The sequence below is a fragment of the Streptomyces sp. NPDC059994 genome, from assembly GCF_042737755.1.
Lineage (GTDB): Bacteria > Actinomycetota > Actinomycetes > Streptomycetales > Streptomycetaceae > Streptomyces.
Genome location: NZ_JBHWUR010000067.1, coordinates 17,038 through 41,034, shown reverse-complemented (window position 1 = coordinate 41,034; position 23,997 = coordinate 17,038). Strand labels below are relative to the sequence as shown.

The 23,997-nt window shown below is 72.4% G+C and carries 20 protein-coding genes, 1 tRNA gene and 1 pseudogene; 10 read left to right on the top strand and 12 right to left on the bottom strand.

From position 1 onward, the window contains the following. The 5 genes and pseudogenes from ACFWA7_RS27315 to ACFWA7_RS27295 all read left to right on the top strand — a co-directional run. Window positions 1-570 (top strand): annotated as a pseudogene (locus tag ACFWA7_RS27315) (ATP-binding protein); the annotation flags it as partial. A 7-nt stretch (window positions 571-577) separates the two neighbouring features. Then, window positions 578-1,012, top strand: a complete 435-nt coding sequence (locus ACFWA7_RS27310; protein ID WP_101391062.1) for a roadblock/LC7 domain-containing protein — start codon at window positions 578-580, stop codon at window positions 1,010-1,012. Window positions 1,013-1,014: 2 nt separating this feature from the next. Further along, window positions 1,015-1,386 (top strand): DUF742 domain-containing protein, encoded by a 372-nt coding sequence (locus ACFWA7_RS27305; protein ID WP_067166125.1) that lies wholly within the window; start codon window positions 1,015-1,017, stop codon window positions 1,384-1,386. Further along, on the top strand, window positions 1,364-1,945 hold the full coding sequence (locus tag ACFWA7_RS27300; RefSeq protein ID WP_385546034.1) for an ATP/GTP-binding protein: 582 nt from the start codon (window positions 1,364-1,366) through the stop codon (window positions 1,943-1,945). The genes ACFWA7_RS27305 and ACFWA7_RS27300 overlap by 23 nt, the downstream gene beginning before the upstream one ends. Window positions 1,946-1,974: 29 nt before the next feature. Then, a complete protein-coding gene (locus tag ACFWA7_RS27295; protein ID WP_385546037.1) occupies window positions 1,975-2,544 on the top strand; it encodes a GAF domain-containing protein in 570 nt (189 codons plus the stop codon). A gap of 27 nt (window positions 2,545-2,571) precedes the next feature. On the opposite strand, the gene ACFWA7_RS27290 is transcribed toward ACFWA7_RS27295, so the two are convergent. Next, window positions 2,572-3,777, bottom strand: coding sequence for an acyl-CoA dehydrogenase family protein (locus ACFWA7_RS27290; RefSeq protein WP_385546040.1), 1,206 nt, complete (start codon window positions 3,775-3,777; stop codon window positions 2,572-2,574). 611 nt (window positions 3,778-4,388) lie between these two features. Between ACFWA7_RS27290 and ACFWA7_RS27285 the strand changes: the two genes are divergently transcribed. The 5 genes from ACFWA7_RS27285 to ACFWA7_RS27265 all read left to right on the top strand — a co-directional run bounded on the left by ACFWA7_RS27285 (window position 4,389) and on the right by ACFWA7_RS27265 (window position 12,655). Then, window positions 4,389-5,573, top strand: coding sequence for a Gfo/Idh/MocA family protein (locus tag ACFWA7_RS27285; protein WP_385825650.1), 1,185 nt, complete (start codon window positions 4,389-4,391; stop codon window positions 5,571-5,573). 108 nt (window positions 5,574-5,681) lie between these two features. Next, a tRNA-Pro gene (locus tag ACFWA7_RS27280) sits at window positions 5,682-5,758 on the top strand. A gap of 177 nt (window positions 5,759-5,935) precedes the next feature. Further along, window positions 5,936-8,158, top strand: coding sequence for an NADP-dependent isocitrate dehydrogenase (locus tag ACFWA7_RS27275; RefSeq protein WP_385546046.1), 2,223 nt, complete (start codon window positions 5,936-5,938; stop codon window positions 8,156-8,158). Window positions 8,159-8,331: 173 nt separating this feature from the next. Next, a complete protein-coding gene (locus ACFWA7_RS27270) occupies window positions 8,332-9,375 on the top strand; it encodes a trypsin-like peptidase domain-containing protein (RefSeq protein WP_385546049.1) in 1,044 nt (347 codons plus the stop codon). 3,040 nt (window positions 9,376-12,415) lie between these two features. Beyond that, window positions 12,416-12,655, top strand: a complete 240-nt coding sequence (locus ACFWA7_RS27265) for an acyl carrier protein (RefSeq protein WP_385825654.1) — start codon at window positions 12,416-12,418, stop codon at window positions 12,653-12,655. A gap of 7 nt (window positions 12,656-12,662) precedes the next feature. On the opposite strand, the gene ACFWA7_RS27260 is transcribed toward ACFWA7_RS27265, so the two are convergent. The 11 genes from ACFWA7_RS27260 to ACFWA7_RS27210 all read right to left on the bottom strand — a co-directional run bounded on the left by ACFWA7_RS27260 (window position 12,663) and on the right by ACFWA7_RS27210 (window position 23,976). Continuing rightward, a complete protein-coding gene (locus ACFWA7_RS27260; protein WP_385825648.1) occupies window positions 12,663-13,919 on the bottom strand; it encodes an MFS transporter in 1,257 nt (418 codons plus the stop codon). A gap of 110 nt (window positions 13,920-14,029) precedes the next feature. Continuing rightward, entirely contained in the window at window positions 14,030-14,392 is a 363-nt protein-coding gene (locus ACFWA7_RS27255) for an ArsR/SmtB family transcription factor (protein WP_385546055.1), read from the bottom strand. Between the two features lie 225 nt (window positions 14,393-14,617). Beyond that, entirely contained in the window at window positions 14,618-15,343 is a 726-nt protein-coding gene (locus ACFWA7_RS27250; protein ID WP_385546058.1) for an SDR family NAD(P)-dependent oxidoreductase, read from the bottom strand. A gap of 73 nt (window positions 15,344-15,416) precedes the next feature. Further along, window positions 15,417-16,793, bottom strand: coding sequence for an aldehyde dehydrogenase family protein (locus ACFWA7_RS27245; protein ID WP_385546061.1), 1,377 nt, complete (start codon window positions 16,791-16,793; stop codon window positions 15,417-15,419). Then, the gene (locus ACFWA7_RS27240) at window positions 16,793-17,890 is read right to left on the bottom strand and encodes a phenazine biosynthesis protein (RefSeq protein WP_385825646.1); all 1,098 of its coding nucleotides are present in this window, start codon (window positions 17,888-17,890) and stop codon (window positions 16,793-16,795) included. Before ACFWA7_RS27240 ends, ACFWA7_RS27245 begins: the two co-directional genes overlap by 1 nt. Before the next feature lie 216 nt (window positions 17,891-18,106). Next, window positions 18,107-19,009: an inositol monophosphatase family protein gene (locus ACFWA7_RS27235; protein ID WP_385546067.1), complete on the bottom strand. Its 903-nt coding sequence runs from the start codon at window positions 19,007-19,009 to the stop codon at window positions 18,107-18,109. Window positions 19,010-19,013: 4 nt separating this feature from the next. Beyond that, the gene (locus tag ACFWA7_RS27230; protein ID WP_385546070.1) at window positions 19,014-19,871 is read right to left on the bottom strand and encodes an NAD(P)H-binding protein; all 858 of its coding nucleotides are present in this window, start codon (window positions 19,869-19,871) and stop codon (window positions 19,014-19,016) included. A 44-nt stretch (window positions 19,872-19,915) separates the two neighbouring features. Further along, a complete protein-coding gene (locus tag ACFWA7_RS27225) occupies window positions 19,916-20,590 on the bottom strand; it encodes an FmdE family protein (protein WP_385825644.1) in 675 nt (224 codons plus the stop codon). A gap of 70 nt (window positions 20,591-20,660) precedes the next feature. Then, complete coding sequence (locus tag ACFWA7_RS27220) at window positions 20,661-21,278, bottom strand: hypothetical protein (protein ID WP_385546076.1); 618 nt, start codon at window positions 21,276-21,278, stop codon at window positions 20,661-20,663. Continuing rightward, complete coding sequence (locus ACFWA7_RS27215; protein WP_385825642.1) at window positions 21,275-22,735, bottom strand: adenylosuccinate lyase family protein; 1,461 nt, start codon at window positions 22,733-22,735, stop codon at window positions 21,275-21,277. The genes ACFWA7_RS27220 and ACFWA7_RS27215 overlap by 4 nt, the downstream gene beginning before the upstream one ends. Next, window positions 22,732-23,976 carry a Glu/Leu/Phe/Val dehydrogenase dimerization domain-containing protein gene (locus ACFWA7_RS27210; RefSeq protein ID WP_385825640.1) on the bottom strand — a complete coding sequence of 415 codons (1,245 nt, stop codon included), beginning with the start codon at window positions 23,974-23,976 and terminating at the stop codon, window positions 22,732-22,734. Before ACFWA7_RS27210 ends, ACFWA7_RS27215 begins: the two co-directional genes overlap by 4 nt. Between the last annotated feature and the right edge of the window lie 21 nt (window positions 23,977-23,997).

Here is a 23,997-nt window from a genome sequence, read left to right as displayed (position 1 = left end):
CCCCCGCCTGCGCCCGTGCCCGTCCCGCCCCCCGCCGCGCCGGTGCCGCCCCCCGCCGCGCCGGTGCCGCCGCCCGAGCACCGCACCCCGGCACGCCACACGCCCGCGCACGGCACCGAGCTGCCGCCCCCGCCCCGCCAGTCCCAGCACGGCGAGACCGTGTCCACGCACGGCACGACGCCGCTGCCGGTGCGCGCCGCCCACGAGGAGCGGCCCAACCCGGCCGCCGCCCTCCCCGGCACCCACCGGGCGCCGGGGGAGGCCGCGGTGCCTCCGATACCCGTGGCGAACGGTACGGTGCGCGGCGCGGGCCGGCCCGATCTGCCCCGGCGCCGCAGCCAGGAGCACCTCGTCCCGCAGCTGCGGGACGCTCCGGCCGCACGCAAGGAGGACGAACACGCCCTGCACGACCCGGGGTTGATGGCGGCGTTCCAGCGGGGCATCGGTCTCGCCGAGTCGCAGCCGGCCCCGCACGACAGCCCCGCCGTACCGCAACCGCACCCGCCCCACCTCGCACAGCCGTTACCTCACCCCCAGGCAGAAACTGACGCCGACCACTCCAAGGAGTAGATGCACCATGGCGAGCGATGCGCCGACCGGACACGTCTCGGACCTCGACTGGCTGCTCAGCGGACTGGTCCAGCGGGTGCCCTACACACGCAACGCGGTCCTGCTCTCCTCCGACGGGCTGGTGAAGTCCGTTCACGGTCTGGACGTCGACAGCGCCGACCACATGGCGGCCCTGGCCTCCGGGCTCTACTCGCTGGGCCGCAGCGCGGGTGCGCGCTTCGGTGACGGCGGCGAGGTCCGCCAGGTGGTGGTGGAGCTCGACTCCACGCTGCTGTTCGTCTCCACGGCAGGCTCGGGCACCTGTCTCGCCGTGCTCGCCGGACGCGAGGCGGACGCCGCGGTGCTCGGGTACGAGATGGCGATGCTGGTGAAGAGCGTACGGCCCTACCTCGTGACGCCGGCCCGGCAAGGCGCCGGGACACCGAGCGGCACGAGGCACTGAGCGTGCCGGCCCCGCAGGACGGCCCATGGCTCGACGACGCGGCCGGGAGGCTGATCCGCCCGTACACCGTGAGCAACGGCCGCACCCGGCCGACCGCCACGCTGGACCTGCTCTCCCAGGTGATGGCGACCGGACAGCCGCCCCAGACGCACCTCGGGCCCGAACACTCCCAGGCGCTCGGGCTCTGCGAGGGGCCGACCTCGGTGGCGGAGATCGCGGCCCATCTGCGGCTGCCCGCCGTCGTCACCAAGGTGCTGCTGTCCGACCTGGTGGACTGCGGGGCGGTGACGGCCCGCGCCCCCCGCTTCCACCACACCCCCACCGACCGTTCTCTGCTGGAGGCAGTGCTCGATGGCCTACGACGAAGGCTCTGACGTCAGCCCCGCCGTGGATCTCTTCCCCACCGCGCTGAAGATCCTCGTCGCCGGCGGCTTCGGGGTCGGCAAGACGACCCTCGTGGGCGCGGTCAGCGAGATCGAACCGCTCTCCACCGAGGAGCTGCTCACCACGGTCAGCGTGGCGCACGACAGCCTCGAAGGGGTGGAGTCCAAGACCACCACGACGGTCGCCATGGACTTCGGGCGCATCACGCTCGACGACCGGCACGTCCTGTACCTGTTCGGCACGCCCGGGCAGGAGCGGTTCTGGTTCATGTGGGACGAGCTCTCCGAGGGCGCGCTCGGCGCGGTGATCCTCGCGGACACCCGGCGCCTGGAGGACTGCTTCTCCGCCGTGGACTTCTTCGAGCGGCGCGGGATCGGCTTCCTCGTCGCGGTCAACGAGTTCGACGGAGCCTACCGCTACACCCCGGACGAGGTCAGGTCCGCCATAGACCTCAAGCCGGAGGTTCCCGTCGTGCTCTGCGACGCCCGCATCGGCAGCTCCGGGATCGGGACCCTGGTCACCCTGGTCCAGCACCTGCTGTCCACCTAACCGGCCGCCACCAGCCATGGAGCGCACACATGACGTACGACCCGACCGGCCATCTGCTGCTCACCCCCGTCGACCGGGAGGCGCCCGTCCGCGTGCAGCGGCTGCGCCAGCTCGGCATGGGGGAGCATCCGGATCCGGCGTTCGACGAGTTCGCCCACAAACTCGCGGAGGTCACCGCGGCGCCCTATTCGATGGTCAACTTCATCGACGAGCACCAGCAGTTCTTCGCCGGGCTGCACACCCCGGAGGGGGCGCACGCGGGCACCGATCTGAACGCGGTGGCCGCGTCGGGCGGGGTGAGCCGGTTCATGGCCCGCGACCACGGCTACTGCCCGCACGTCGTGGTGCGCCGCAAGGCCCTGGTCCTGGAGGACGTCTGCGACTACCCGCGCTTCGCGGGCAACCCGGTGGTCGACGAGATCGGCATCCGCTCCTACCTCGGCGCCCCGCTGATCGACCGGACCGGGATCGCGCTCGGCACCATCTGCGTCGTCGACACCGAGCCGCGGCCGTGGGGCCGGGCCGGCCTTGAGACGATCAAGTCGATGGCGGCCGAGCTGATCGAGCAGATCCACCGCCGGGAGCACGGCCGCTTCTGACCGCCGCTCCGCCGGTCCCCTGCGCGGTCAGTGGGCCGCCGCGAACTCCTCCGTGCGTACGGCATCGGAGAGCCGCTGTGACCACTGGCCCTTCGTCGTGCCCAGCGCCACTTCGGCCAGCCGCAGCAGCTGGACGTCCGTGGTGCCGGCCGGGGCGGAGATGTGGTGGGCATCCCGCAGGTACCGCTCGATCGGGCGGTCGGTGAAGAGACCGGCCGCCGCGTGGATCTCCATGGCGCTGCGCGCCGAGTCGAGCGCGGACTCCACGTTGACCACCTTGGCGTTCATCAGCTCCGCGTCGCACGGCAGGCCGTGGTCGAGCAGGTGCACCGCGTGGTACGCGGCGAGCCTGGCCGTCATCAGCCGGGACTGCAGCTGCCCCAGCTTGATCTTGATGTTGGGCAGTTCGTACAGCGGCTTGCCGTAGCGGATCCGCTCGGTGCAGAACTTGGTGGTCTCCTCCAGGATCGCCTGGTGGATCCCCAGTGAGACGGCCGTCAGATTGGCCCGGCCGTACAGCACGCTGGAGGAGTAGGCCACGGCGAGCCCGTCGCCCTCCTCGCCCAGCCGGCTCTCCACCGGCACCCGGCAGTTGTCGAAGTAGAGCTCGCCGAAGCTGAAGCCGTGCAGGCCCATCGTGTCGCGCTCGGCGCCGAGCGATAACCCGGGCCGGTCGGGCTCGACGAGGAACGCGGTCAGCCCCCGGGAGCCGGGGCCGGTGCGGACGACGACGCCGTGCACATCGCCGACATGGCTGTTTCCGACGTACACCTTGCGGCCGTTGAGGACGTAGTCGTCGCCGTCGCGGACCGCGCTCGCCGTCATCCCGAGCACATGGCCGCCGGACTCGGGCTCGGTCACGGCGATCGTCGGAAGGCAGTCACCGGCGGCGATGGCGGGCAGCCAGTGCTTCTTCTGCTCCTCGCTGCCGAAGTGGACTATCTTGGCCACGCCCAGCTGGGAGGCCTGCGCCATGGCGCCCATGGCGCCGCTGACCCGGGACAACTCCTCGATGATGATGGTCTTCCCGAGGTGTCCGACGCCCATTCCCCCGTACGACGGGCTGACGGTGGCGGCTATCCAGCCCTGCCGGGCGATCAGCCGGGACAGGTCGTACTGGACGGAGCGTGCCGCCTCCATCGCCGCTATCCGGGGCCGGATCTCGCATTCCGCGAACTGCCGTACACACTCCCGTAGTTGATGATGCGGGCGGCTGCTGAAGTATCCGTCCATGGCGAGCCCTCCTCCGCGAAACGCCTGCTCGTAACGGTGTTCGAGCAGGTGGTGCATCGGCAGTGGTTCCCGTCCCGAAGAGGCCGACCTCATCATGTTGTTGATCATTCGGTGGCGCTTCAACGTCCTTGTCAACTTTGGCCAGAACGCGGCGTGTTGACGTTTGACTACTGGTGTGTTCTGTGAGGTTGGCCTCCTCGGTTCCACTCGGTTGGCATTCCCCGGTCTCCACTTCTTGCCACATGCCGCGGGCAAAGGTTTCGTGGGTATCCGGCACCGAGGGACAGGTTTTGGCCCCAGATGTGCACGGGGATGGCATCCAGGAACACCCCGGGACGCGATTGGGCGCCGGGCGTGAACGCGATCGGACGTCCGTCGGCCGCTCGCCGCACGGCCTCCAGCCTGTGCGAACCTGATCGTTTCACCGTGCCACGGCCAAGCACTTTTCCGGACCGGCGCGTTGGAGTGCCGCCAGGTGGTGTCGGCGCGAAATAGTTGTCCCAGGCGCATACTCCGGCGCGCGGCACCTGGGTCGGGCGCCGATGTCATCATCGGGCACCGGACACCCCGGCGCGCCGGGCCACCAGGCCCAGACCGTAAGGAAGTTGACCATGACCGACCTCCGTATCGGCGTCCTCGGCTTCGGCCTGCGCGGCAGCCTCGCCCGCGTCGCCCACCGCCCGGGCCGCGGCTCCGCCGTGACCGCGCTCGCCGACCCCGACCCCCGGGCCCGCGCGGAGGCGGCCGGGGCCTTCCCCGGCGCCGTCATGACCGGAGACCACCGCAAGGTCGTCGAGGACCCCGACATCGACGCCCTGCTCGTCCTCACCCCCGACCACACCCATGCCGACATCGCCTGCGCGGCCATGCGGACGGGCAAGCCCGTCTTCGTGGAGAAGCCCCTGGACATCTCGGTCGAGCGCTGCGACACGATCCTGCGCACGGCGTACGAGACCGGGGCGCGGCTGTACGTCGGCCACAACATGCGCCACATGCCGGTGGTCCGGCTGATGCGCGACCTCGTCGAGCGCGGTGCGATCGGCAGGGTCAAGACGGTCTGGATCCGCCATTTCGTCGGCTACGGCGGCGACTGGTACTTCAAGGACTGGCACGCCGAGCGCGCGAACACCACCGGTCTGCTGCTCCAGAAGGCCGCCCACGACATCGACGTGCTGCACTGGCTGGCCGGCGGCTACGCGCGCGACGTCCAGGCGATGGGCGACCTCATGGTCTACGGGGACAATCCGCACCGGCGCGCGGAGGGCGAGCCCAAGGCGGACGACTGGTACACCAAGGACGGCCACTGGCCGCCGCACACCCAGCGCGCCCTGAACCCGGTGATCGACATCGAGGACGTCTCGCTCCTGAACATGCGCCTCGACAACGGCGTGCTCGCCGCCTACCAGCAGTGCAACTTCACCCCCGACTACTGGCGCAACTACACGGTCATCGGCGACGCGGGCCGCCTGGAGAACTTCGGCGACGGGCCCGGCAGCCGGGTCAAGGTGTGGAACGCCCGGCGCTCCCACTTCCGGGACGAGCCCGACGAGGTCCACGAGGTGCCGCCCGCCCCGGACGACTCGGGCCACGGCGGCGCGGACCCGCTCCTGATCGACGAGTTCCTGCGCTTCGTACGCGAGGGCGGCCGCACCGACACCTCGCCGGTGGCCGCCCGGATGGCCGTGGCGGCGGGCTACCAGGCGACCATGTCGCTGCGCGACGGCGGCACGCCCCGGCGGGTCGAGCCGCTGGACCCGGAGCTCGCCGCCTATTTCGCGGCCGGTCAGGTCCGCTGAGGCGGCCCGCCGTATCCGACGGCCGAAAGGAGTTCGTGACCACCGGTCGAAGTGCGGTATTGTTCTGGTGCGCGTTCGGCCGGGGGAAACCCCAGGTCAGACGGGCATCGGGACGTGGCGCAGCTTGGTAGCGCACTTGACTGGGGGTCAAGGGGTCGCAGGTTCAAATCCTGTCGTCCCGACCAGCGTTTTCGCAGGTCGGAAGCCGTCTTCTCCATCGGAGAAGGCGGCTTTCCGTGCGTTCGGGCGTAGATCTTCCGCCGATTCTGCCGGTTTCGGCGGGCCGGGCCCCTGTCCGGCCGGGGTCCGTCACGAGATATCTTGATGTCGAGCAATGTTGCATACGTGGAGTGGAGCACCCGGTGACTGACTCGACCATCATCTACACCCACACTGACGAGGCGCCCGCGCTGGCGACGTACTCGTTCCTGCCTGTGGTCCAGGCGTATGCCTCGACGGCCGGGGTCACGGTGGAGACGCGGGACATCTCGCTGGCCGGGCGGATCATCGCCCACTTCCCGGAGTACCTCCAGGAGGGGCAGCGCATCGACGACGCCCTCGCCGAGCTCGGCGAGCTGGCGAAGACGCCCGACGCGAACATCATCAAGCTGCCGAACATCTCGGCCTCGATCCCGCAGCTCAAGGCCGCCGTCGCCGAGCTGCAGGCGCAGGGCTACGCGCTGCCCGCCTACCCGGACGACCCGCAGACCGACGAGGAGCGCGACATCCGCGCCCGCTACGACAAGGTCAAGGGCAGCGCCGTGAACCCGGTGCTGCGCGAGGGCAACTCCGACCGCCGCGCCCCCGGCTCGGTCAAGAACTACGCCAAGGCCCACCCGCACCGCATGGGCGCCTGGACCGCCGAGTCGAAGACGAACGTGGCGACCATGGGCGCCGACGACTTCCGCTCCACGGAGAAGTCCGCGGTCGTCGCCGGGGCCGGCTCGCTCCGTATCGAGCTGGCGGCCGAGGACGGCACCACCACCGTGCTGCGCGAGTCCGTACCGGTCCTCGCGGGCGAGGTCGTCGACGCCTCCGTGATGCGCGTCGCCGCGCTCCGGGCGTTCCTCACCGAGCAGATCGACCGCGCCAAGGCCGAGGGCGTGCTGTTCTCGGTGCACCTCAAGGCCACGATGATGAAGGTCTCCGACCCGATCGTCTTCGGCCACGTGGTGCGCGCGTTCTTCCCGCAGACCTTCGCCAAGTACGGCGAGGCGCTGGTCGCCGCCGGTCTGTCCCCGAACGACGGCCTCGGCACCATCCTCAAGGGCCTGGACTCCGTGCCGCACCTCGGCGCCGAGATCAAGGCGTCCTTCGAGGCCGAGCTCGCCGAGGGCCCGGCCCTCGCGATGGTCGACTCCGACAAGGGCATCACCAACCTGCACGTCCCCAGCGACGTCATCGTCGACGCCTCCATGCCGGCCATGATCCGCACCTCCGGCCACATGTGGGGCCCGGACGGCCAGGAGGCCGACACCCTCGCCGTCCTGCCGGACAGCAGCTACTCCGGTGTGTACCAGGTCGTCATCGACGACTGCCGCGCCAACGGCGCCTTCGACCCGGCCACCATGGGCTCGGTCCCCAACGTCGGCCTGATGGCGCAGAAGGCCGAGGAGTACGGCAGCCACGACAAGACCTTCGAGATCGCCGCCGCGGGCACCGTCCGCGTCGTCGACGCCGAGGGCAACGTCGTCCTGGAGCAGCCGGTCGCCGCCGGTGACATCTTCCGGATGTGCCAGACCAAGGACCTGCCGATCCAGGACTGGGTCAAGCTCGCCGTCACCCGCGCCCGCGCCACCGGTAACCCGGCCGTCTTCTGGCTGGACGCCGAGCGCGCCCACGACGCCGTCCTGATCGAGAAGGTCAGGACGTACCTCGCGGAGCACGACACCGAGGGCCTGGACATCAAGATCCTGTCCCCGGTCGAGGCGACCGCGTTCTCCCTGGAGCGCATCCGCCGCGGCGAGGACACGATCTCCGTCACCGGCAACGTGCTGCGCGACTACCTGACCGACCTGTTCCCGATCCTGGAGCTCGGCACCAGCGCCAAGATGCTCTCGGTCGTCCCGCTGATGAACGGCGGCGGCCTCTTCGAGACGGGCGCCGGCGGCTCCGCCCCCAAGCACGTCCAGCAGCTGGTCAAGGAGAACTACCTGCGCTGGGACAGCCTGGGCGAGTTCCTGGCCCTCGCGGTCAGCTTCGAGCACCTCGCCACGACCAAGGGCAACGCGCGCGCCCAGGTCCTGGCCGACACGCTCGACCGCGCCACCGGCGCCTTCCTCAACGAGGACAAGTCCCCGAGCCGCAAGCTCGGCGGCATCGACAACCGCGGCAGCCACTTCTACCTGGCCCTGTACTGGGCCCAGGAGCTGGCCAGGCAGACCGACGACGCGCAGCTCGCGGAGGCGTTCGCGCCGCTGGCCAAGACGCTGGCCGAGCAGGAGCAGACCATCGTCGGCGAGCTGATCGCCGTCCAGGGCTCCCCGGCCGACATCGGCGGCTACTACCAGCCCGACCCGGCGAAGGCGGCGGCGGTCATGCGCCCGTCGGCGACCTTCAACCAGGCCATCGCGACCCTGGCCTGATCCGACAGCGGCACCCGTACCGCCCCGGCCGGCACCGCGCCCGGCCGGGGCGGTCCCCTTTCCCGGGCCCTTCCCGGGATTTTCCCCGCCGACCTTCGCGGACCGCCCGCGAAAGTGCCGCCGCGCTGGCACGATGGGGAAATTCCGGCGCCGCTCGCGAGGGGGAGCAAGCGATGGTCGAACTAACCGTGGAAGAGCGTCAGCGGCTCGTCACCCTGCTGGCCGCCGTGCCGGTCCTCGGCTCCCCGTCCGGGCGCGCCGAGATCCTGACCCTGGCAGGCCTGGGCGATCTCGTCCCGCACATCGACCTCGAAGGCGCCACGCTCGTGGCGGTCAGCCGCGTCGTCACGCACCTCTCCGGGTACGGCAGGGTCTCCTACGACCACGAGGCCCTCGGCCTCCTGCTCAATGTGATCGCCACCCTCACCGGCAGGGAGCAGCAGGACTTCATCGCCGCCCTGCTGCTGCGCCACCGCATGATGGTCCCGGTCTCCCCGGCCCCGGCGGTCGCCGCCTGGAAGGGTCCCACCAGCCCCGAGGGAGTCGAGGAGAAGATCATCGCCGCCAATACGCTGCGGCCGGTCCACTTCCTGGAGCTCGCCCTGGCCGCCGCCCGGCCGGTCTGCCAGATCGTGGTGGACCACACCACCGGCCGCTGGACCGGCACGGGCTTCCTGGTCGCGGACGACCTGCTGCTGACCAACGAGCACGTACTGCCGCACGCGGACCTGCTCGGCAGCGCCCGTTTCCTCTTCAACTACGAGGACGACTCGGCGGGCCGGCCGCGCCCGGTGCACGCGGCCCGCGCCACCGGGCGGCTGTACCTCGCCGACGCGCGCCGCGACTTCGCGCTCGTCGAGCTCGCGGAGAGCCCCGGCAGCGAGTGGGGGCACCTGGAGATATCCGGGGCGCCGCCCCGGCAGGGCGACCGCGTCAACATCGTGCAGCACCCCGCCGGGCGGCCCAAGCAGATCGCGTTCCAGAGCAACTTCGTGGAGTACGTCGACGCCGACGTCGTCCAGTACGTGACGGCCACCCTGCCCGGCTCCTCCGGCGCCCCCGTGCTCACCGACGACTGGCGGGTCTGCGCGGTCCACCACGCCGGCGGCAACCTCCAGGAACCCGCCACCGGCAGCTACTACTACCGCAACGAGGGGATCCTGCTGAGCCGGATCCTGCGGGAGCTCCCGCCCGACGTCCGCTCCCGCCTCGGCTGATCACCCGGCGCACGCGCACCCCGGAGAGACCGCCATGCCAGATTCCGACCGCGCCGGGCTGCGCGGCAGACTCATCCAGAGCTTCGCCACGCTGCCCGGCATGAACGACCCCGGGCAACGGGCGTTCCTCCTGGAGAGCGCCGGATACGGGGAGTCGCTCCTGCACATCGCCCCCGGCACCACCACCGTCTCCTTCTTCACCTCGCTCGTCGCCCAGGTCGCCCGGGACGGCCCGCGCGCCCTCGCTGACTTCGTGCGCGCGCTCGCCGCGGTGGCGGTCGTCGGCGTGGACCGCCAGGAGGCGATGGCCCGGCTCGCCGACGAGGTCGCCCGGCTCGACCCCGCCGACCTCGACGCGCTGACCGCCACCGGCACGCCCTTCGCCGGGCTGCGCGAGCGTGCCCGGCGCGCCACCCTGCGGGAGATATCCGAGATCGGCTCCAAGTACCTGCGCGAGCTCTACTTCCGCCACCATGAACTCGAAGAGCGGGTCGAGGAGTTCCTGGCCAACGACAGCACCTGTCTGCTGGTGGTCTCCAAGCCCGGCCGGGGCAAGACCAATCTGCTCTGCTCGCTCGCCGAGCGCAGCCTCGACGACTCGCCGGTGCTGCTGATGTCGGCGCGCGTCCCGGTCTCCGAGCCGCACGGGCTGCTCAGCCTGATCGCGACCCGCCTCGGCTACGGCGCCGACTGGCCCGGCTGCTTCGCGGACCTGGCCCGCACCGCCGCACCCGGCCGCCCGCCGCTGCTGCTCCTCGACGCGATCAACGAGTCCCCGGCCAAGCCGGACGCGATGAAGGCGGCCCTGCACGAGCTGCTGCGGCAGGCCGAGAGCGCCGGGGTGAAGGTGGTGGTCACCTGCCGCACCGACTTCTGGCAGTTCTACCGCGCCCCGTTCTGGGCCAGCTACGTCTGGCGGCGCGAGCCCGTGCAGAGCGGCCCCAGGGTCACCCCCGCGACCCGGGTCGAGGACGTACCGCTCTTCCCCCTCGCCTCCTTCCCCGGGATCGCCGCCGCCTACTTCAGCGCCTTCGGCATCCGGGGGCAGCTGCGCGGCGAGGCCGCCGAGCGCTGCCGGCACGCCCTGGTGCTGCGCATCCTGTGCGAGGCGTACCGCGACCGCGACATCGGCGTGGTCGAGGACTTCCGGCTCTTCCGCCTCTTCAAGCTGTTCTGGGAGCGCAAGGTCGAGCAGGTCGCGTACGCCACCTCACTCAAGGGGAAGGGCGCGGTGGCCGAACTCGTCCTGGACGTGGCCCGGTTGATGCGGCAGAGCCGCTCCACCTCGGTGCCGCGCAGCGCCGTCGCCGCCACCCTGCGCGCCACGGCGGCCGAGCTCGACACCAGCGACTCGCTCTACAGCCGGGTCATCGACGAGGAGATCATCCTTGAGGAGAGCATCGACGACGAGATCGGCGTCCGCAACGTCGTCTTCATCTACGACCGCTTCGCGGAGTACGTACTGGCGCTGAGCCTCTACCTCGACCAGGGCTGGGAGGCCAAGCACCCGGACGACATCGCCGCCGACGCGCTCGTCCTGATGGCGCAGGAGCCCGGATTCGCCACGCTGCGCGGCGCCCTCGAATTCCTGGTGCTGCGCCTGGAGGACCGCAGGGCGCCCGACGCGGCGCACACCGCGGTGATCAGGGCCATGCTGGAGCGCGACTGGAAGTGGCGGGGCATCGGCACCCAGCTGGTCTTCCAGCTGGACCCGCACGGCACCCGGTTCTGGGACTTCGTGTCCGAACTCGCCTCGCAGGAACACTATTTCGTACGCCGTATCGTCGCCGACCAGATGGACCGCCTCGCGGTGACGGGCGGGCCGCAGGTGCTGCGCTCCCTCAACCGGCTGCTGTGGGACGTGAATCCGACAGTACGGGCGTCGGCGCGCCGCACCCTGCTGCGGCTGCCCGCCGATGTGGCGGTGGAGGAGGTCCGGCTGCTGCTGGCCCGCCCGGACCAGGACGCGGTGGAGCTCGCGGCACGGCTGCTGGTGGGCACTCCGGACGGCGGCCCGGGGCTGCCGGCCGAGCACGTGGCGCAGGTGGCCGCCGAGCACGCCTCGCACGGGCGCCTGCCGGACGCGGTCCTTGCCGTAGTGGAGGAGACCCGGGGGATCGCGTACACCGAACTGCCCTGGCTGGCCGAGTGCGAGGAGGTGTTCGCGGCGGCGCCGGGGCGGTCGGCCGGGCGCTGCCGCGAGCGCGTCCGGGCCATCAGGCTGCGCCGGGAGGCCGAGCTGGAGCAGGACCGGCTGTTCCTGAGGAAGTTGTACGAGCGGATCGGTCAGGAGCGCGGCGCGTCCGGGCTGCCGGAGGCGCGGAGTGCCGCGACCACGTCCTTCCTGCGCGCCCTGTGGCAGCGGATGAAGGCCGAGGGCGCTCCCGGGCCCCGGCTCAAGCGCCTGGAGGCGGAGTCCCGCAGCTGGCTGTTCACTTCCGCGATGACCGACCTGTGGCATATCGGCCGCCGGGTCCTGGGCTCGCCGGGCCTGAGGAGCGGCCCGCAGGAAGGCCGCCACGAGTGGGTCTACTTCTGCACGCGTTCGGCCGGTCTGGCCGGACACCAGTTGGAGGAGAGGGAAGCCCTGGCACTGGCCCACCCGGAACAACTGGTGCTCTGGATCTGGGAGAGCGAGCAGGTCAGACGGGCGCGGGTGAGCGGCGTCGATGCGCTCGTGGACCGTCTGGTGAGAAGGCCGGTGGAGCGGATGGCCGAGGAGTTCGAGGTGTACCAGCACCAGGAGCAGCTGGCGCAGACCGCACTCGCCGATCTCCTTGAGGCGCTCTGCCGGGTGCTGCGCGGCAGCCCGACGGCTCCCGCGCAGGTCCTCGCGCCGCTGGTCGTCTGGCACGAGACCCGGGAGAGCCGGGTGGTCGACGCGGCCCTTGACGAGCTGCACTGGATGGACCCGGACGCCTTCTGGTTCCTCCTCCAGTCCTTCCTCAACCACCCGGACCAGCGCCTGATCGACGCGGCCTCGCGGGCCGGGGAGCGGGCCGAACAGGCCGACGAGAGCGGGTCCGACCGGCGCCGGGAAATCCTGGACGGCCTTGCGGAGATCGTCAACGAGATCGCCGGGGTCCCCGTCGAGGACGTCCGGATGGGGGAGCGTTTCGCCGAGGACCTGGACCTCGACTCGCTGTCGATGGTGGAGGTGGTGGTGGCGGCCGAGGAGCGTTTCGACATCCGTATCCCCGATGAAGACGTCATGGGCGTACGCACCGTGCGCGCGGCCGTCGACTACATCATCAACGCGCCTTTGCGCAGGCGCAGGTGACGTGTTGTCAGCCGACGCGTACGACCGCGCGCTCCGCTTCGGCCGCACCGCGCTCCGGCGCGGTTCCTTGCGGCCACACCGCCGTCGCCGCCCCCGCCGCGCCCAGTGCGATCACCCCGATCACCCCCGCCGTCACCGGCACCCCCGCCCCGGCCGCCAGCCACCCGGCGAGCGGATACGTCAGCAGCCAGCAGCCGTGGGAGAGGGAGAACTGGGCGGCGAACGCGGCCGGGAGGTCGGCCGTGGCCGTGCAGCGCCGGATCAGGCGGCCGCCCGGGGTCAGCACCGCCGAGCTCGCGGCGCCGATGGCCGCCCAGGTCACCAGTAGCCCGGCCCAGCTCCAGCTCCCGGCGGGGGCAAGGGTGGTGGCGGCCACCGCGACCATGACTGCGGGCAGGGCGTAGGCCGCCGGGAGCATCACCGCGCGGTCGCTCGTCCGGGCCAGGAGGCGCGGGAGCCACAGCGCGGCGGCCATGGAGCCGATCCCGTACGCGCCGAGGGCGAGCGAGACCGCTCCGGCGGACTCGTGGAAGTGGCCCCTGACCACGACGACCGTGTTGACGAACACCATCGCGCCCGCCGCCGCGACCGCCAGGTCGAGGGCGAGCAGGGCCCGCAGCCGGGGGTCCGCCCAGAACAGCCGGGTCCCGGACGCGGCCCTGGCACAGGCGCTCGTGGTGTGTGCCACCGGGGTCGCCCGGGGCAGCACGGCCGACACCACGAGCGCGGCGGAGCCCAGGAATCCCAGGGTGGTGCCCGCGAAGAGCCAGTGGTACGAGACCACGGTGAGCAGCAGCGCGGCGAGCGCGGGGCTCAGCAGGCTCTCCAGGTCGTAGGCGAGGCGGGACATGGACAGGGCGTGGGTGTAGTCGCGCTCGGCGGGCAGGACTTCGGGCACGGTCGCCTGGAAGACCGGGGTGAACGCGGCCGAGGCGGCCTGGAGCAGGAAGATCAGGACGTACACCTGCCAGACCTGCGAGACGAACGGGAGCGTCAGGGCCACGCCCGCGCGGGTCAGGTCCGTCGCCACGAGCAGCGCCCGGCGCGGGATCCGGTCGGCGCAGGCTCCCACGAGCGGGGCCACTCCCACGTACGCCACCATCTTGATCGCGAGCGCGGTGCCGAGGACCGCCGAGGCGTGGCCGCCCGCCATGTCGTAGGCGAGCAGGCTGAGCGCGACGGTGGCGAGGCCGGTGCCGAGGAGCGCGACGACCTGGGCGGTGAACAGGTGGCGATAGGTGCGGTTGCGCAGTACGGACAGCATGGGACCCGTCCCGGGGGCGCGAGAAGGTGCTGGGACTCCCATCGTAACCAATGTGTGCGTACCTATGCACATGTTTGGTGGATCAGGGCCGAGGACGGACGGTGGCCTCGTCAGTCGTGCGGCGGGAGGGCGCCGAGCTGGTGGTCGGCCACGTTCAGGGCCTCGTCGACCAGGCGCCGCAGATGGCCGTGGCGCAGCGAGTAGACCACCCGGCGGCCGTCCTTGCGGGTCGCCACCAGACCGGCCAGGCGCAGCTTGGCCAGGTGCTGGCTGACCGACGGGCGGGCGGCCCCGCAGGCCACGGTGAGGGTGGTGACATCGGCGTCGCCCGCGCCGAGCTCCTTGAGCAGGGCCAGCCGGGTACGGTCCGCGAGCAGCGTCAGCACGGCGACCGCGACGTCCAGGCGCTCGTCCTCGCCAGTGGTGTGCGGGTGCGGGGAGTGCGCATCTGACAGGTTCTCGCTCGCGCTCATCTCCCCATCGTAGAGGGCCGGTACGGGCCTGAGCGGTCTCGGGGAAGTGGGGCACGTCCCCACGCCGTCCGGCACGGCACCTCGCCGCACTGCCGCATCACCCAAGTACGTCCAGTACGAGGGCGATACGGCAGCACGCCGATGCACCGCACCGGACGAGGCGGAAACGCACCCCACTTCCCCGAGACCGCTCAGCCGGGTGGCCGGCCCGCACCGGTTCGCCGTTCAGCGGGTCGGTATCACGCCGCCGTCGACGCGGACGACCTGCCCGGTGATGTGCCGGGCGGCGGGCGACGCCAGGAACCGTACGACCTCCGCCATGTCCTGCGGCTGTCCGGCCCGGCCCACCAGGGTCTCCGCCACCCGGGCCTCGTGGAACTGCTCCGAGCGGCGGTCGCGGAAGAACTCCGTCTTCTCGACGTAGCCCGGCGCGACCACGTTGCAGGTCACCCCGCGCGGCCCGAGCTGGCGGGCGATGAAGATGTTCCAGCTGTTCATCGCCGCCTTGGCCGCGCCGTACGAGCCCGCGCCCCGGTCGGCCGCGAAGGAGCTGATGTTCACCACGGCCCCGCCGGCGGCGAGCTGCTTGTCGACGGCGGCCGTGGTCAGCACGGCGCCGAGCAGATTCGCCTCCAGGTTGGCCCGCCACCGTTCGGCCAGGCTCCGCAGATCGCCCGGCGGCGGGGCGTCGAACTCCCGGTTGCCGCCCGCGTTGTTGACGAGCACGTGCAGGACGTCCGGCAGCCGGTCGCGGAAGCCCTCCAGCTGCTCGGGGTCGGTCACGTCGCAGGGCAGCGCCGTCACCCGGCCGCCGAGCTCCTCGGCGGCCCGCAGCAGTACGTCCTCGCGGCGGCCGCTGATGACGACGTGGTCGCCGTCGGCGAGGAACGCCGCCGCTATCGCCTTGCCGATGCCGGTGCCGCCACCGGTCACCAGGACGGTTCGAGTCATCTCCACACACTCCAGGGGTCGTTGCGGTGAGGTAGGGCGGGGGCGCGGGGCGCACGTGTGGCGCCGACCGCGCTCAGGCCGAGGTGCCGAAGGCCCGGGCCTCCATCAGCTCGTGGCTCAGATAGCCGTCGTGCGGACTGGTCCGGCCCGCCTGGTACGTGGGGATGGGGCCCAGCAGGACCTTGCGGATCGACCGCTCCCGCAGCGCCTCGCGCGCCAGTGGCTCGTCGCCGCCGAGGATGGTGAGCGCGAGCGTGTCCCGCAGCGGGCCGAACCCCTGCTCGCGCCGCCACGGCAGGATCCACACGCACGGGAACGAGAGCTCGATCCGGGCGCCGGGGTGGTCCGGGCGGTCGCAGAGCAGTACGGCGGGGCGCAGCGCGCCCGACCCGTCCCCGAGGTCCGCGACCGGCCCCTCGGGATAGAGCGGGGCCGCCACGTCGACGGCGCCTTCCAGCCGTCCCTCCAGGTGCTCCCGCAGCGCCCGCGCCTCCGCGAGCGGCAGCACCGGCACCTGGGCGTCGGGCGACTGGGGCGGCGCCGGGGTCAGCCGTGCCAGGCGCTCGGCCACGGCCGCCGCCAGGGCCGCCGGGTCGGCGTCGGTGAACACGGCGGTCGCGTTGGTGCAGCGCATCCCCGCGTCGTAGCCGACCGACCGGCAGATCACGTCGACGGTCTGCTCGGTGATCTCACCGGTGTGCAGCAGCTTGGAGCGGCCCGGGCCGCGCAGGATGACCCGGCGGTCCTCGCCGTAGCGCCGGGCCGCCGCGTCCCCGCCGAAGACCAGGCTCAGATCGGCGGCCTCGACCAGCGCGTCCCCGGTGGCGTGGCTGCCGGGCAGCAGTGAGAGGTAGTGCGGGGCGACGCCCGCGTCCAGGAGCGCGGCGATCATCCGGGCCGGGGTGAACGGATCCCGCGTCCCCGGCCGCACCACCAGCCGGTACCCGCAGGCCAGCGCGGTGAGCCACTGGGTGTGTGTGCCGGGGTTGTTGCTGGGCGCGATCACGGCGAGCACGTCGCCGCGCCGGGTCCACACCGTGGAGATCTCCCCCGGGACCGGGGCGGCCGAGGCGCCGGCCGGGCGCTCGGCCAGGAACCGCGCCCCCACGCCCGCGAACGTCTCCGCGACGTCCCGCAGCGAGTGCCGGGCCACCGCGACGGGCACACCGGCGACCCGGGACTGGAGCTCGCAATAGGCCTGCGGGGAGAGCCCGTTGAGCGTCCCCGTCTCGAAGAGCTCGCCGGCCGCCGCGATGCGCTCCGGCTCCGGCGTCCGCTCGGCCCCGGCCCGCGCGTCCGCGACGGTGAGGCGCGCCAGGAGCGGCGGGGCGAGGTGGACGAGCGCCAGCAACGTGCCGTCGACGCCCGCGAGTTCGGCGCGCTCGGCCGAGTGCCTGGGCAGGCCCGCCCGGATCAGCGGGATCTCATGGAGATCCTTGGCCTCGGCCATCAGTAGACCCCCTCGACCACGGAGGTGCCCGCCGACTCGTAGGGGCGGACCCCGGAGAGCTCGATGCCGGGGAAGCCGTCGGCCGAGGCCCGGCGGGTGGCGAGGTCCCGCTCCAGGGTCGGCGGGGTGAAGTAGTCCCGGGTGAGCACGGTGATGACGACCCGGCCGTCCTCGTCGTCGGCGACGATCCGGTCGGGCTGTGCGGGGTCGACGAGTTCGACCACGGTGTACGGATAGAACGGGCGGAAGACACACGGTGCGGCGTCGCCGGGCCGGGGGGTGCGCTGGGGCGCCACGCCCATCATCGTGTTGCCGTACGCACCGGCCAGCTTGGCCTGCGGGAACAGCTCCTCGTCGATCAGGCGCAGGGTCTCGCCGTCCATGCTGGTGCCGCCCCAGATGATGCCGCGCACGCTCTCGCGCAGCAGGGCGAACACGTCCTCGCGGGCGCCGATGGACTCCAGGATGCGCGGGGTGGTGGAGATGCCGCGGATGTCCTGGGTGTGCAGGACGTCCCTGACCTGGTCGAGGATGTGGTCGACGTACCTGCGGAACTCGGTCTGGCGCCCCTCGCTGACACAGCGCCGCACCCAGCGCGGGTCGAGGTCGACGAAGTAGCAGAGCATGCCGCGCAGTTCGGAGAGGGTGCTGATGTTCTTGGCCATCACGTGCGGGCCCGTCGGGCCGATGTGGAGCCAGTTGCCCTCGCCGGAGGGGAAGCCCTGCTCGTCGAGCAGCCGGCTCTGCCACTGGACGTTGCGGCGCCGCGAGGTGGCGTCCACGATCCGCTTGGGCGCACCGGTGGCGCCGCCCGACTCGTAGATCCCGTACCGCACCCCGGGCGCGCTGCCGCGCGGTACGAGCCGGTCGGCCGGTATCCGGCTCCAGTCGACCGGCACGTCCGCGAACAGGCGCAGGTCCGCGAGGCACTGGACATCGGCACGCGGGTCGAAGGAGAAGCCCTTGGCGCGTTCGACCCAGTACGGGCTGCCGGTCAGCGGCGAGAAGTGCCACTCCATGGTCGCGCGGACGAGGTCGTCGATGTCGGGCAGCTGGTCAAGTGGGGGCTCGAACACGGAAGTGAAGTCATCGGCCATCTCGGTTCGGTCCTGTCCGTTCTGGGTGGCGATCGGCGGCCCGGCGTCGCAACGCTCGGCGGGCGTAGAACAGTTGACTGATTGTCAGAGGTGCTGATTGTTGGCAGTATGTTGAGCGCGGGTAGGGGCGTCAAGACTCCCCGCGCATCAGTGGGGAGCTGGTCGCGCGGGTGAGACGCCCTGTACGGCCGGGGGGCCGGGCCCGGCCCCCCGGCCTCACCCCGCGGACGGTGACCCCGGACGGGCCCCGGGGCCGGGGAGCACCGCGGCCGGCCGGATGCCGTGCCCGGCGAAGGCGGCCAGAAGTGTCCTGGTGAGCCTCGGCCGGCAGATCACGGCGAGGGGCGCGGAGCGGCCGGGGCCTTTCGGAGCGGACGGTGCTCTTTGCAGACCGGGCCGCACCTCCTCGGGCGGGGCCAGCCTGCTCACCTGCAACCCCGCCGCCTCCGCGACCCGGAACAGTCCCTCGTCGCCCCAGTCCCACGCGCCCGTGGTGTGGATGTAGGCGTCGGCGTCGCCCTGGATCACCGCCAGGGTCTTGGCGCCGGGCGAGCCCATCGGGACCAGCTCGGCCCCGGTCTGGCGCACCACCGTACGGGCGAAGGGTGCCGGATCGCGCGTGTCGACCACCACCCGGGGCCGCTGCCGGGGGATCGGCGACGGGTGCCGCCACCCCGCGTCCCGGTCCGCCGTGCACACCACTTCGCACAGCGCGGGGACCGCGACGGCCGCGGCCACCACACCCCGCTCGCGCTCCCACAGCGCGAGCCGCACCGACCAGTGCGGATCCCCGTCGGCGTGGTACTCCTCGGCCGAGTCCAGCGGCTCGACCAGCCAGACCCGGCGTCTGCGCAGGGCGTCCGGCGGCCGGGAGGCAGGGCCGGTGAGCACGCCGTCGCGCGGATAGCGCGCACGGATCCGGTTGCGCAGCAGCAGCCCGGACCAGGTGCGGCCCAGCTGCGCCATCTTGGCGCCGCCGGGTGCGAGGCCGTCCTCGTGCTGCATACGCAGATCGAGGAGCAGCCGTCCGGCCGCCACCGTGGCGCGGGCCGCGAAGCCCGCGGCGAGGAAGTCGTCGGCGACGACGGTCCGTTCGGCGGTGCGCGGGGTCGCGGGCATCGGCTCAGCCTCCGGAGTCCGGCAGGAAATGGTGGAGGTGCGCCTTGAGGAAGTCCGCGACCGGGCGCGGCTCGTGCCCGGTCACGCGGTGCACGTCGTCGGTCACCGACTCGCCCGCGCCCTCGCGGAACTGCCCGAAGAGCGCGTCGAGTTCGGCCTCCCACGGCCGGTGCTCCCGGGCCAGCCACGCCGCGAGCTCCGGACCGGCGAGCTCGCTGGCCGATACCCGTACGGACATCAGCCCGGCCAGCAGCTCCGCGAGCTCCGCGAAGGTGGGTGCGGCCGGCCCGGTGAGGGCGTAGGTGCGGCCCTCGTGGCCCGGCTCGACGAGCACCCGCGCGGCCACCTCGGCCACGTCGTGCTCGTCGACCACGCTCACGCCCCGCCCGCCCGCCGGGTCGACGAGGACCCCGCGCCGCCGCACCTCGGGCGCGTAGTGCCGGATCAGCTCCTGCATCGGGTAGTTGGGGGACAGGATGGTGTACGGCAGATCCCGCTTGGCGAGGTACCGCTCGGTGATCCAGTGGTGGCGGGCCCCGGGCGCGGGGCTGTCCTCCCGTACCGCCGCCTGCCACGGCGACATCTTCACCAGCCGCGCGCCGACGTCGGCGGCGACGTCCACGGCGGCGCTCTGGCACTCGACGTCGCAGGAGGCCGAGAGGAACAGGCTCGTGCAGCCCTCGGCTGCCGCCCTGACCGAGGCCGGGTCCGACAGGTCCCCGGCCACCACCCGCACGCCCGGCCCGGCCGGGACCCGCTCGGGGTCCCGGGCCAGGACGGCCACCTCCACATCACGTTCCCGCAGCGCGCGGACCACGAGTCGCCCGAGCCCGCCGGCCGCGCCGATCACGAACACTGTCACGGCCGCAGGGCCCCTTCCGTACGTACGCGCTCGGTCTTCATCGGTCAGTGCTTGTGCTCGTGGTGGTGCTTGTGGCTCTGCGGGTGGTGCCCGTGGTCGCCGTGCCCCTCGGGCAGCACCCCGCCGTGCGCGGCCAGGTGGCAGGCCGGGCAGACCATGCGGCCGCGGTGGTCGTGCAGCGTCTCGACGCTGGTGGGTTCGCCGCAGTCCACGCAGAGGTCGGTGCGGGCCAGGTGCTTGACGCCGGGCGCCGCGGCCTCGGCCTTCTCGACCACCAGGATGTCGTCGTCCGCCACGTCGAGCAGCGCGGAGATCCGCTCGCCCTGCAGCCGCTCGAAGGCCGCCCGGTCCTCCAGGGTCGCGGTGCCGTCGTCGATCCGGCCGGCCAGCGCCCAGATCTCCTCGGTGCGGAAGACGATGCTGTCGGCCTTCGCCCGTATCCGCACCCCGGCGGAGCCGTCGCGCTCCCAGAGGGTGAACACATTGCGGCCCGCGTCCTGGTGGATCAGGTTGCGCTTGCCGTACGTACAGCCCGTGAGCACCTGGAGCGCGTCGACCGCACACGCGTCGGTCTCGGAGACCAGGACCAGGGGTGTGCCCGGGTCCTTCAGGTCGAGGGCGGTGAGGGCGGCCTCCGCGACGCGTACGCCGAAGGCGGCGCCGGGGCATTCGTGGCCGTGGAAGCGGATGACGTCGTTGTAAGCCTGGGTGCGATCCATGACGACCTCTTGATGAGTGAGAGACGGAAGGGTGCGGTACGGGTACGGGTGCGGGGACGGCCGGGGCGGTTCAGGCCCCGGCGGTACGCATTCCGGGCAGCGGCGGGACGATGCGGACGGTCGCCTCGCGGTCGTTGTCGCCCTCGAAGAACGCCCGCAGGACCGGTCGGTGCAGATCGACGACGGACAGGATGAACGTCCACTGGCCCGACTCGGCGGCCAGCACCCGGTCCAGATGGGTGCAGGTGTCGCGGACCGGATCGTGCGGCCAGGGCACCCGGTGGGTGTGGTAGTTGCCGAACAGCACCCAGCCGGCGTCGTCGCAGGCGTCGTCGATGTCCATCAGCTCGCGCGGATCGGCGATCCAGCCGCGCTGGTCCATCGGCGTCTCGGACGGGATGGCGTGCTCCTCGACCACCTCGTCCATCCGGGCGCGGTGGCCGCTGTCGTGGCGCATGTTGACGATGAGCGGGAAGACGGAGCCGACCTGGATGCCGCCCGGCACCGGGCGGCCCGCGAGCATCCCGAACGCCTTGCGCTCCTCGGTCTCGCCCGCCAGGTAGTGGCCGGTGAACTTGCGTACCGCGTGGGCCACCAGGCTGGAGTAGAGCGGACGGGGGAAGACGATCTCGCGGGCCCGGGATATCTCCCCGGTGCCCGGCTCGGCGGTCGCGGGCGCGGCGCTCATCGCGCGTCGCCGCCTGCCGCCTGCGCGGGCCGCGCCAGGGCGGCGCGGGCCCCGGCCACCGCCCGGCCGGTCAGGGCGACGGACTGGCCGAGATAGGTCGTCGGGTCGAAGATCTCGTCGAGGGCGGCGGCGTCCAGCGGCGCGCCCGCGAGCCCGTCGCGGCCGGTCACCTCGCGCATGGAGGAGCCGTTCTCCCTTGCCGCCTGGACGAGTTCGTACACGTACTCATGGGCGGTCTGCTTGCCGATGTGCTTGCCGAGCGCCAGCATCAGCTTCTCGGTGGCGATCTGCTCGGCGACCGCGGAGACGTTGGTACGGATCCGCTCCGGCCGCACCGCGAGGCCGCCGATGAGGTGCGTGACGATCTCGCACGCCGAGAGGGCGTAGTGCGAGGCGTCGGGCACACAGGCCCATTCGATGCGCAGGGACCGGGAGTCGCGCTCGTGGTCGCCGCCCATGCAGGCCAGCGCGTTGGCCATCTGCGCGGCCGTGAGCCGGGCCATGACGACGGCCTGCTCGCACGCCTCCGGGTTGCGCTTGTGCGGCATGGTGCTGCTGCCGACCTGGCCGTGCCGCCAGCCGATCTCCAGCTCGCCGAACTCGGGGCGGGACAGGACGCGCACCTCGTCCCCGATCCGGCCCATCGTCCCCGCGACCATGGCGAGACACGACACGAACTCCACGACCCGGTCCCGCGACACGTGCCAGCCGACCGCCGGCGCCGCGAGCCCGAGGCGGCCGGCGAACGCGTCCAGGAGCGGCAGCGCCAGCTCGCCGAACCCGGCCATGGTGCCGACCCCGCCGAAGAGCTGGGCCGCGAGGACCCTCGGCCGCAACTGCTCGATGCGCTCCAGATGCCGGACGATCTCGTCCAGCCAGCTGGCGATCTTGACCCCGAAGCCCATCGGCAGGGCGGGCTGGGCGTGGGTGCGGCCCAGGGCGACGGTGGCGCCGTTGGCCTCGGCAAGATCGGCCAGCTGCCCGGCGAGCGCCCGCAGCAGCGTCTCCAACTCGTCCAGGACGTCCCGCATTTCGAGGACCTGCGCGGTGTCCTGGATGTCCTGCGTGGTGGCGCCGTAGTGCACGTACTCGCCGGAGCCGCCCTCGCAGGAGGCCTGGAAGACCCGCAGGAATCCGACGAGCGAGTGGCTGGTGCGGCGGATCTCGGCCTGGATGGCGGGCAGGTCCAGCCGGTCCACCCGGGCGGCGGCCGCGATCATCTTGGCGGCCGCCGCCGGGATGATGCCCAGCTCGCCCTGGCTCAGGGCGAGCGCCGCTTCGACGTCGAGCCATCGTTGGTACCGACATCGGTCACAGAAGATGCGGTGGCTGGCCTGGGTGCTGTACCGGTGCCCGTAGAACCGCGAGTCGGTGATGTGACTGCGTAAGTGGGCGCATTCGGCGTCGGCCGGAGGCTGACTGGTGGCCGGGGTCTGCGGCGAGGGTGCGGTGGTCATGACGGTCGCCTCTCGGACTTCAGCGGGGTACGGACGGAACGCCCCCGGCCGCCGCGGGGCGCGGGGCGGGCCGGGCGGTAGGGACTTGCGCCGTAGGGCTTGTCGCCGGGCGCCACGATCGCCGAGGCCGCGATGTCGGCGGCCACCTGACGGGGGCTCACCCGACGGTCGCGCGCTCCGCAGAGGATGTCCCCGACGAGCTCGCGCATCATCGCCCCGATGGTGTCGAGCACCTCGGGCGCCGTCGGTGTGGCGCGGGGCCCGAAGAGCGCCTCCATCGACGCCGAGCCGCCGATCCCGCCGATGAAGTCGGGGACGACCACGACTCCGCGGTCGAGCAGGAGTTGCTCGGCGGTGGTGCTCAGCCCGCAGTTGGCGCCCACGGCGACGATCGGCACCGGCAGGACCGCCGCCTGCGAGGGCGTGACCGCGTCCTCGCCGCCCGCGAGGACGAGTACGTCGGCGGGCAGCTCCAAGAGGGCCTCGCGCGGCAGCCGCATCGGCTCGGCCAGCAGGCTCTGGACCGGGCGGCGCTGGTCGAGGGTGAGCATGCGCGCGATGTCGAGGCCGCGCGGATCGACCGCGCAGCCGTACTCGTCGGCCACGACCGTGATCCGTACGCCCGCCTCCAGCAGAGCGAGCGCGGCGGCCCGGCCCAGGTTGCCGAAGCCCTGGAGGGCGACGCTCACCTGGCTGTCGCGGCGGCCGGTGTGGGCGGTGGCGGCGAGCGCGGAGTGGGCGAGGGCCTGGCCCGCCCGGCGCTGGCCGAGCGTCAGCAGGCCGACCCGGGTGTTGAGCAGGTCCATCCGGGCGCGGAACTCGTGCTCGGTGATCCGCTGGGCCCGCCGGACGGCGGTCTTGGCGGAGCCGATGCCGAGCGCGGCGGCCATCCGGTCGAGCTCCTCGAACCGGGTGCCCATGTCGCAGCCCATGCTGAAGCGGGTGGTCAGCTCTGTGGCCAGGAAGGCGACGAACCGGCGCAGCACCTCCACGCGGTGCGGCCCGTGCGGGTCGTAGGCGATGCCGCACTTGGCACCGTCGACGTTGACCCCGAGCACGCGCTGCTTGAGCGTCATGCGCCCCGCGAGGGTCTGGAGGGTTTCGGCGGTGAGTCCGGCCTGCATACGGCACCCGCCCGCCGCCAGGCGGCAGTCGGTGGCGTCGTACACCAGGTAGCCCGGACAGTGCACAACCGGATCTGCATACTCGATGACGCTGACCATGGTTCCCCCGTCGGTCATGAAGAGCGCGCATATGGAGGC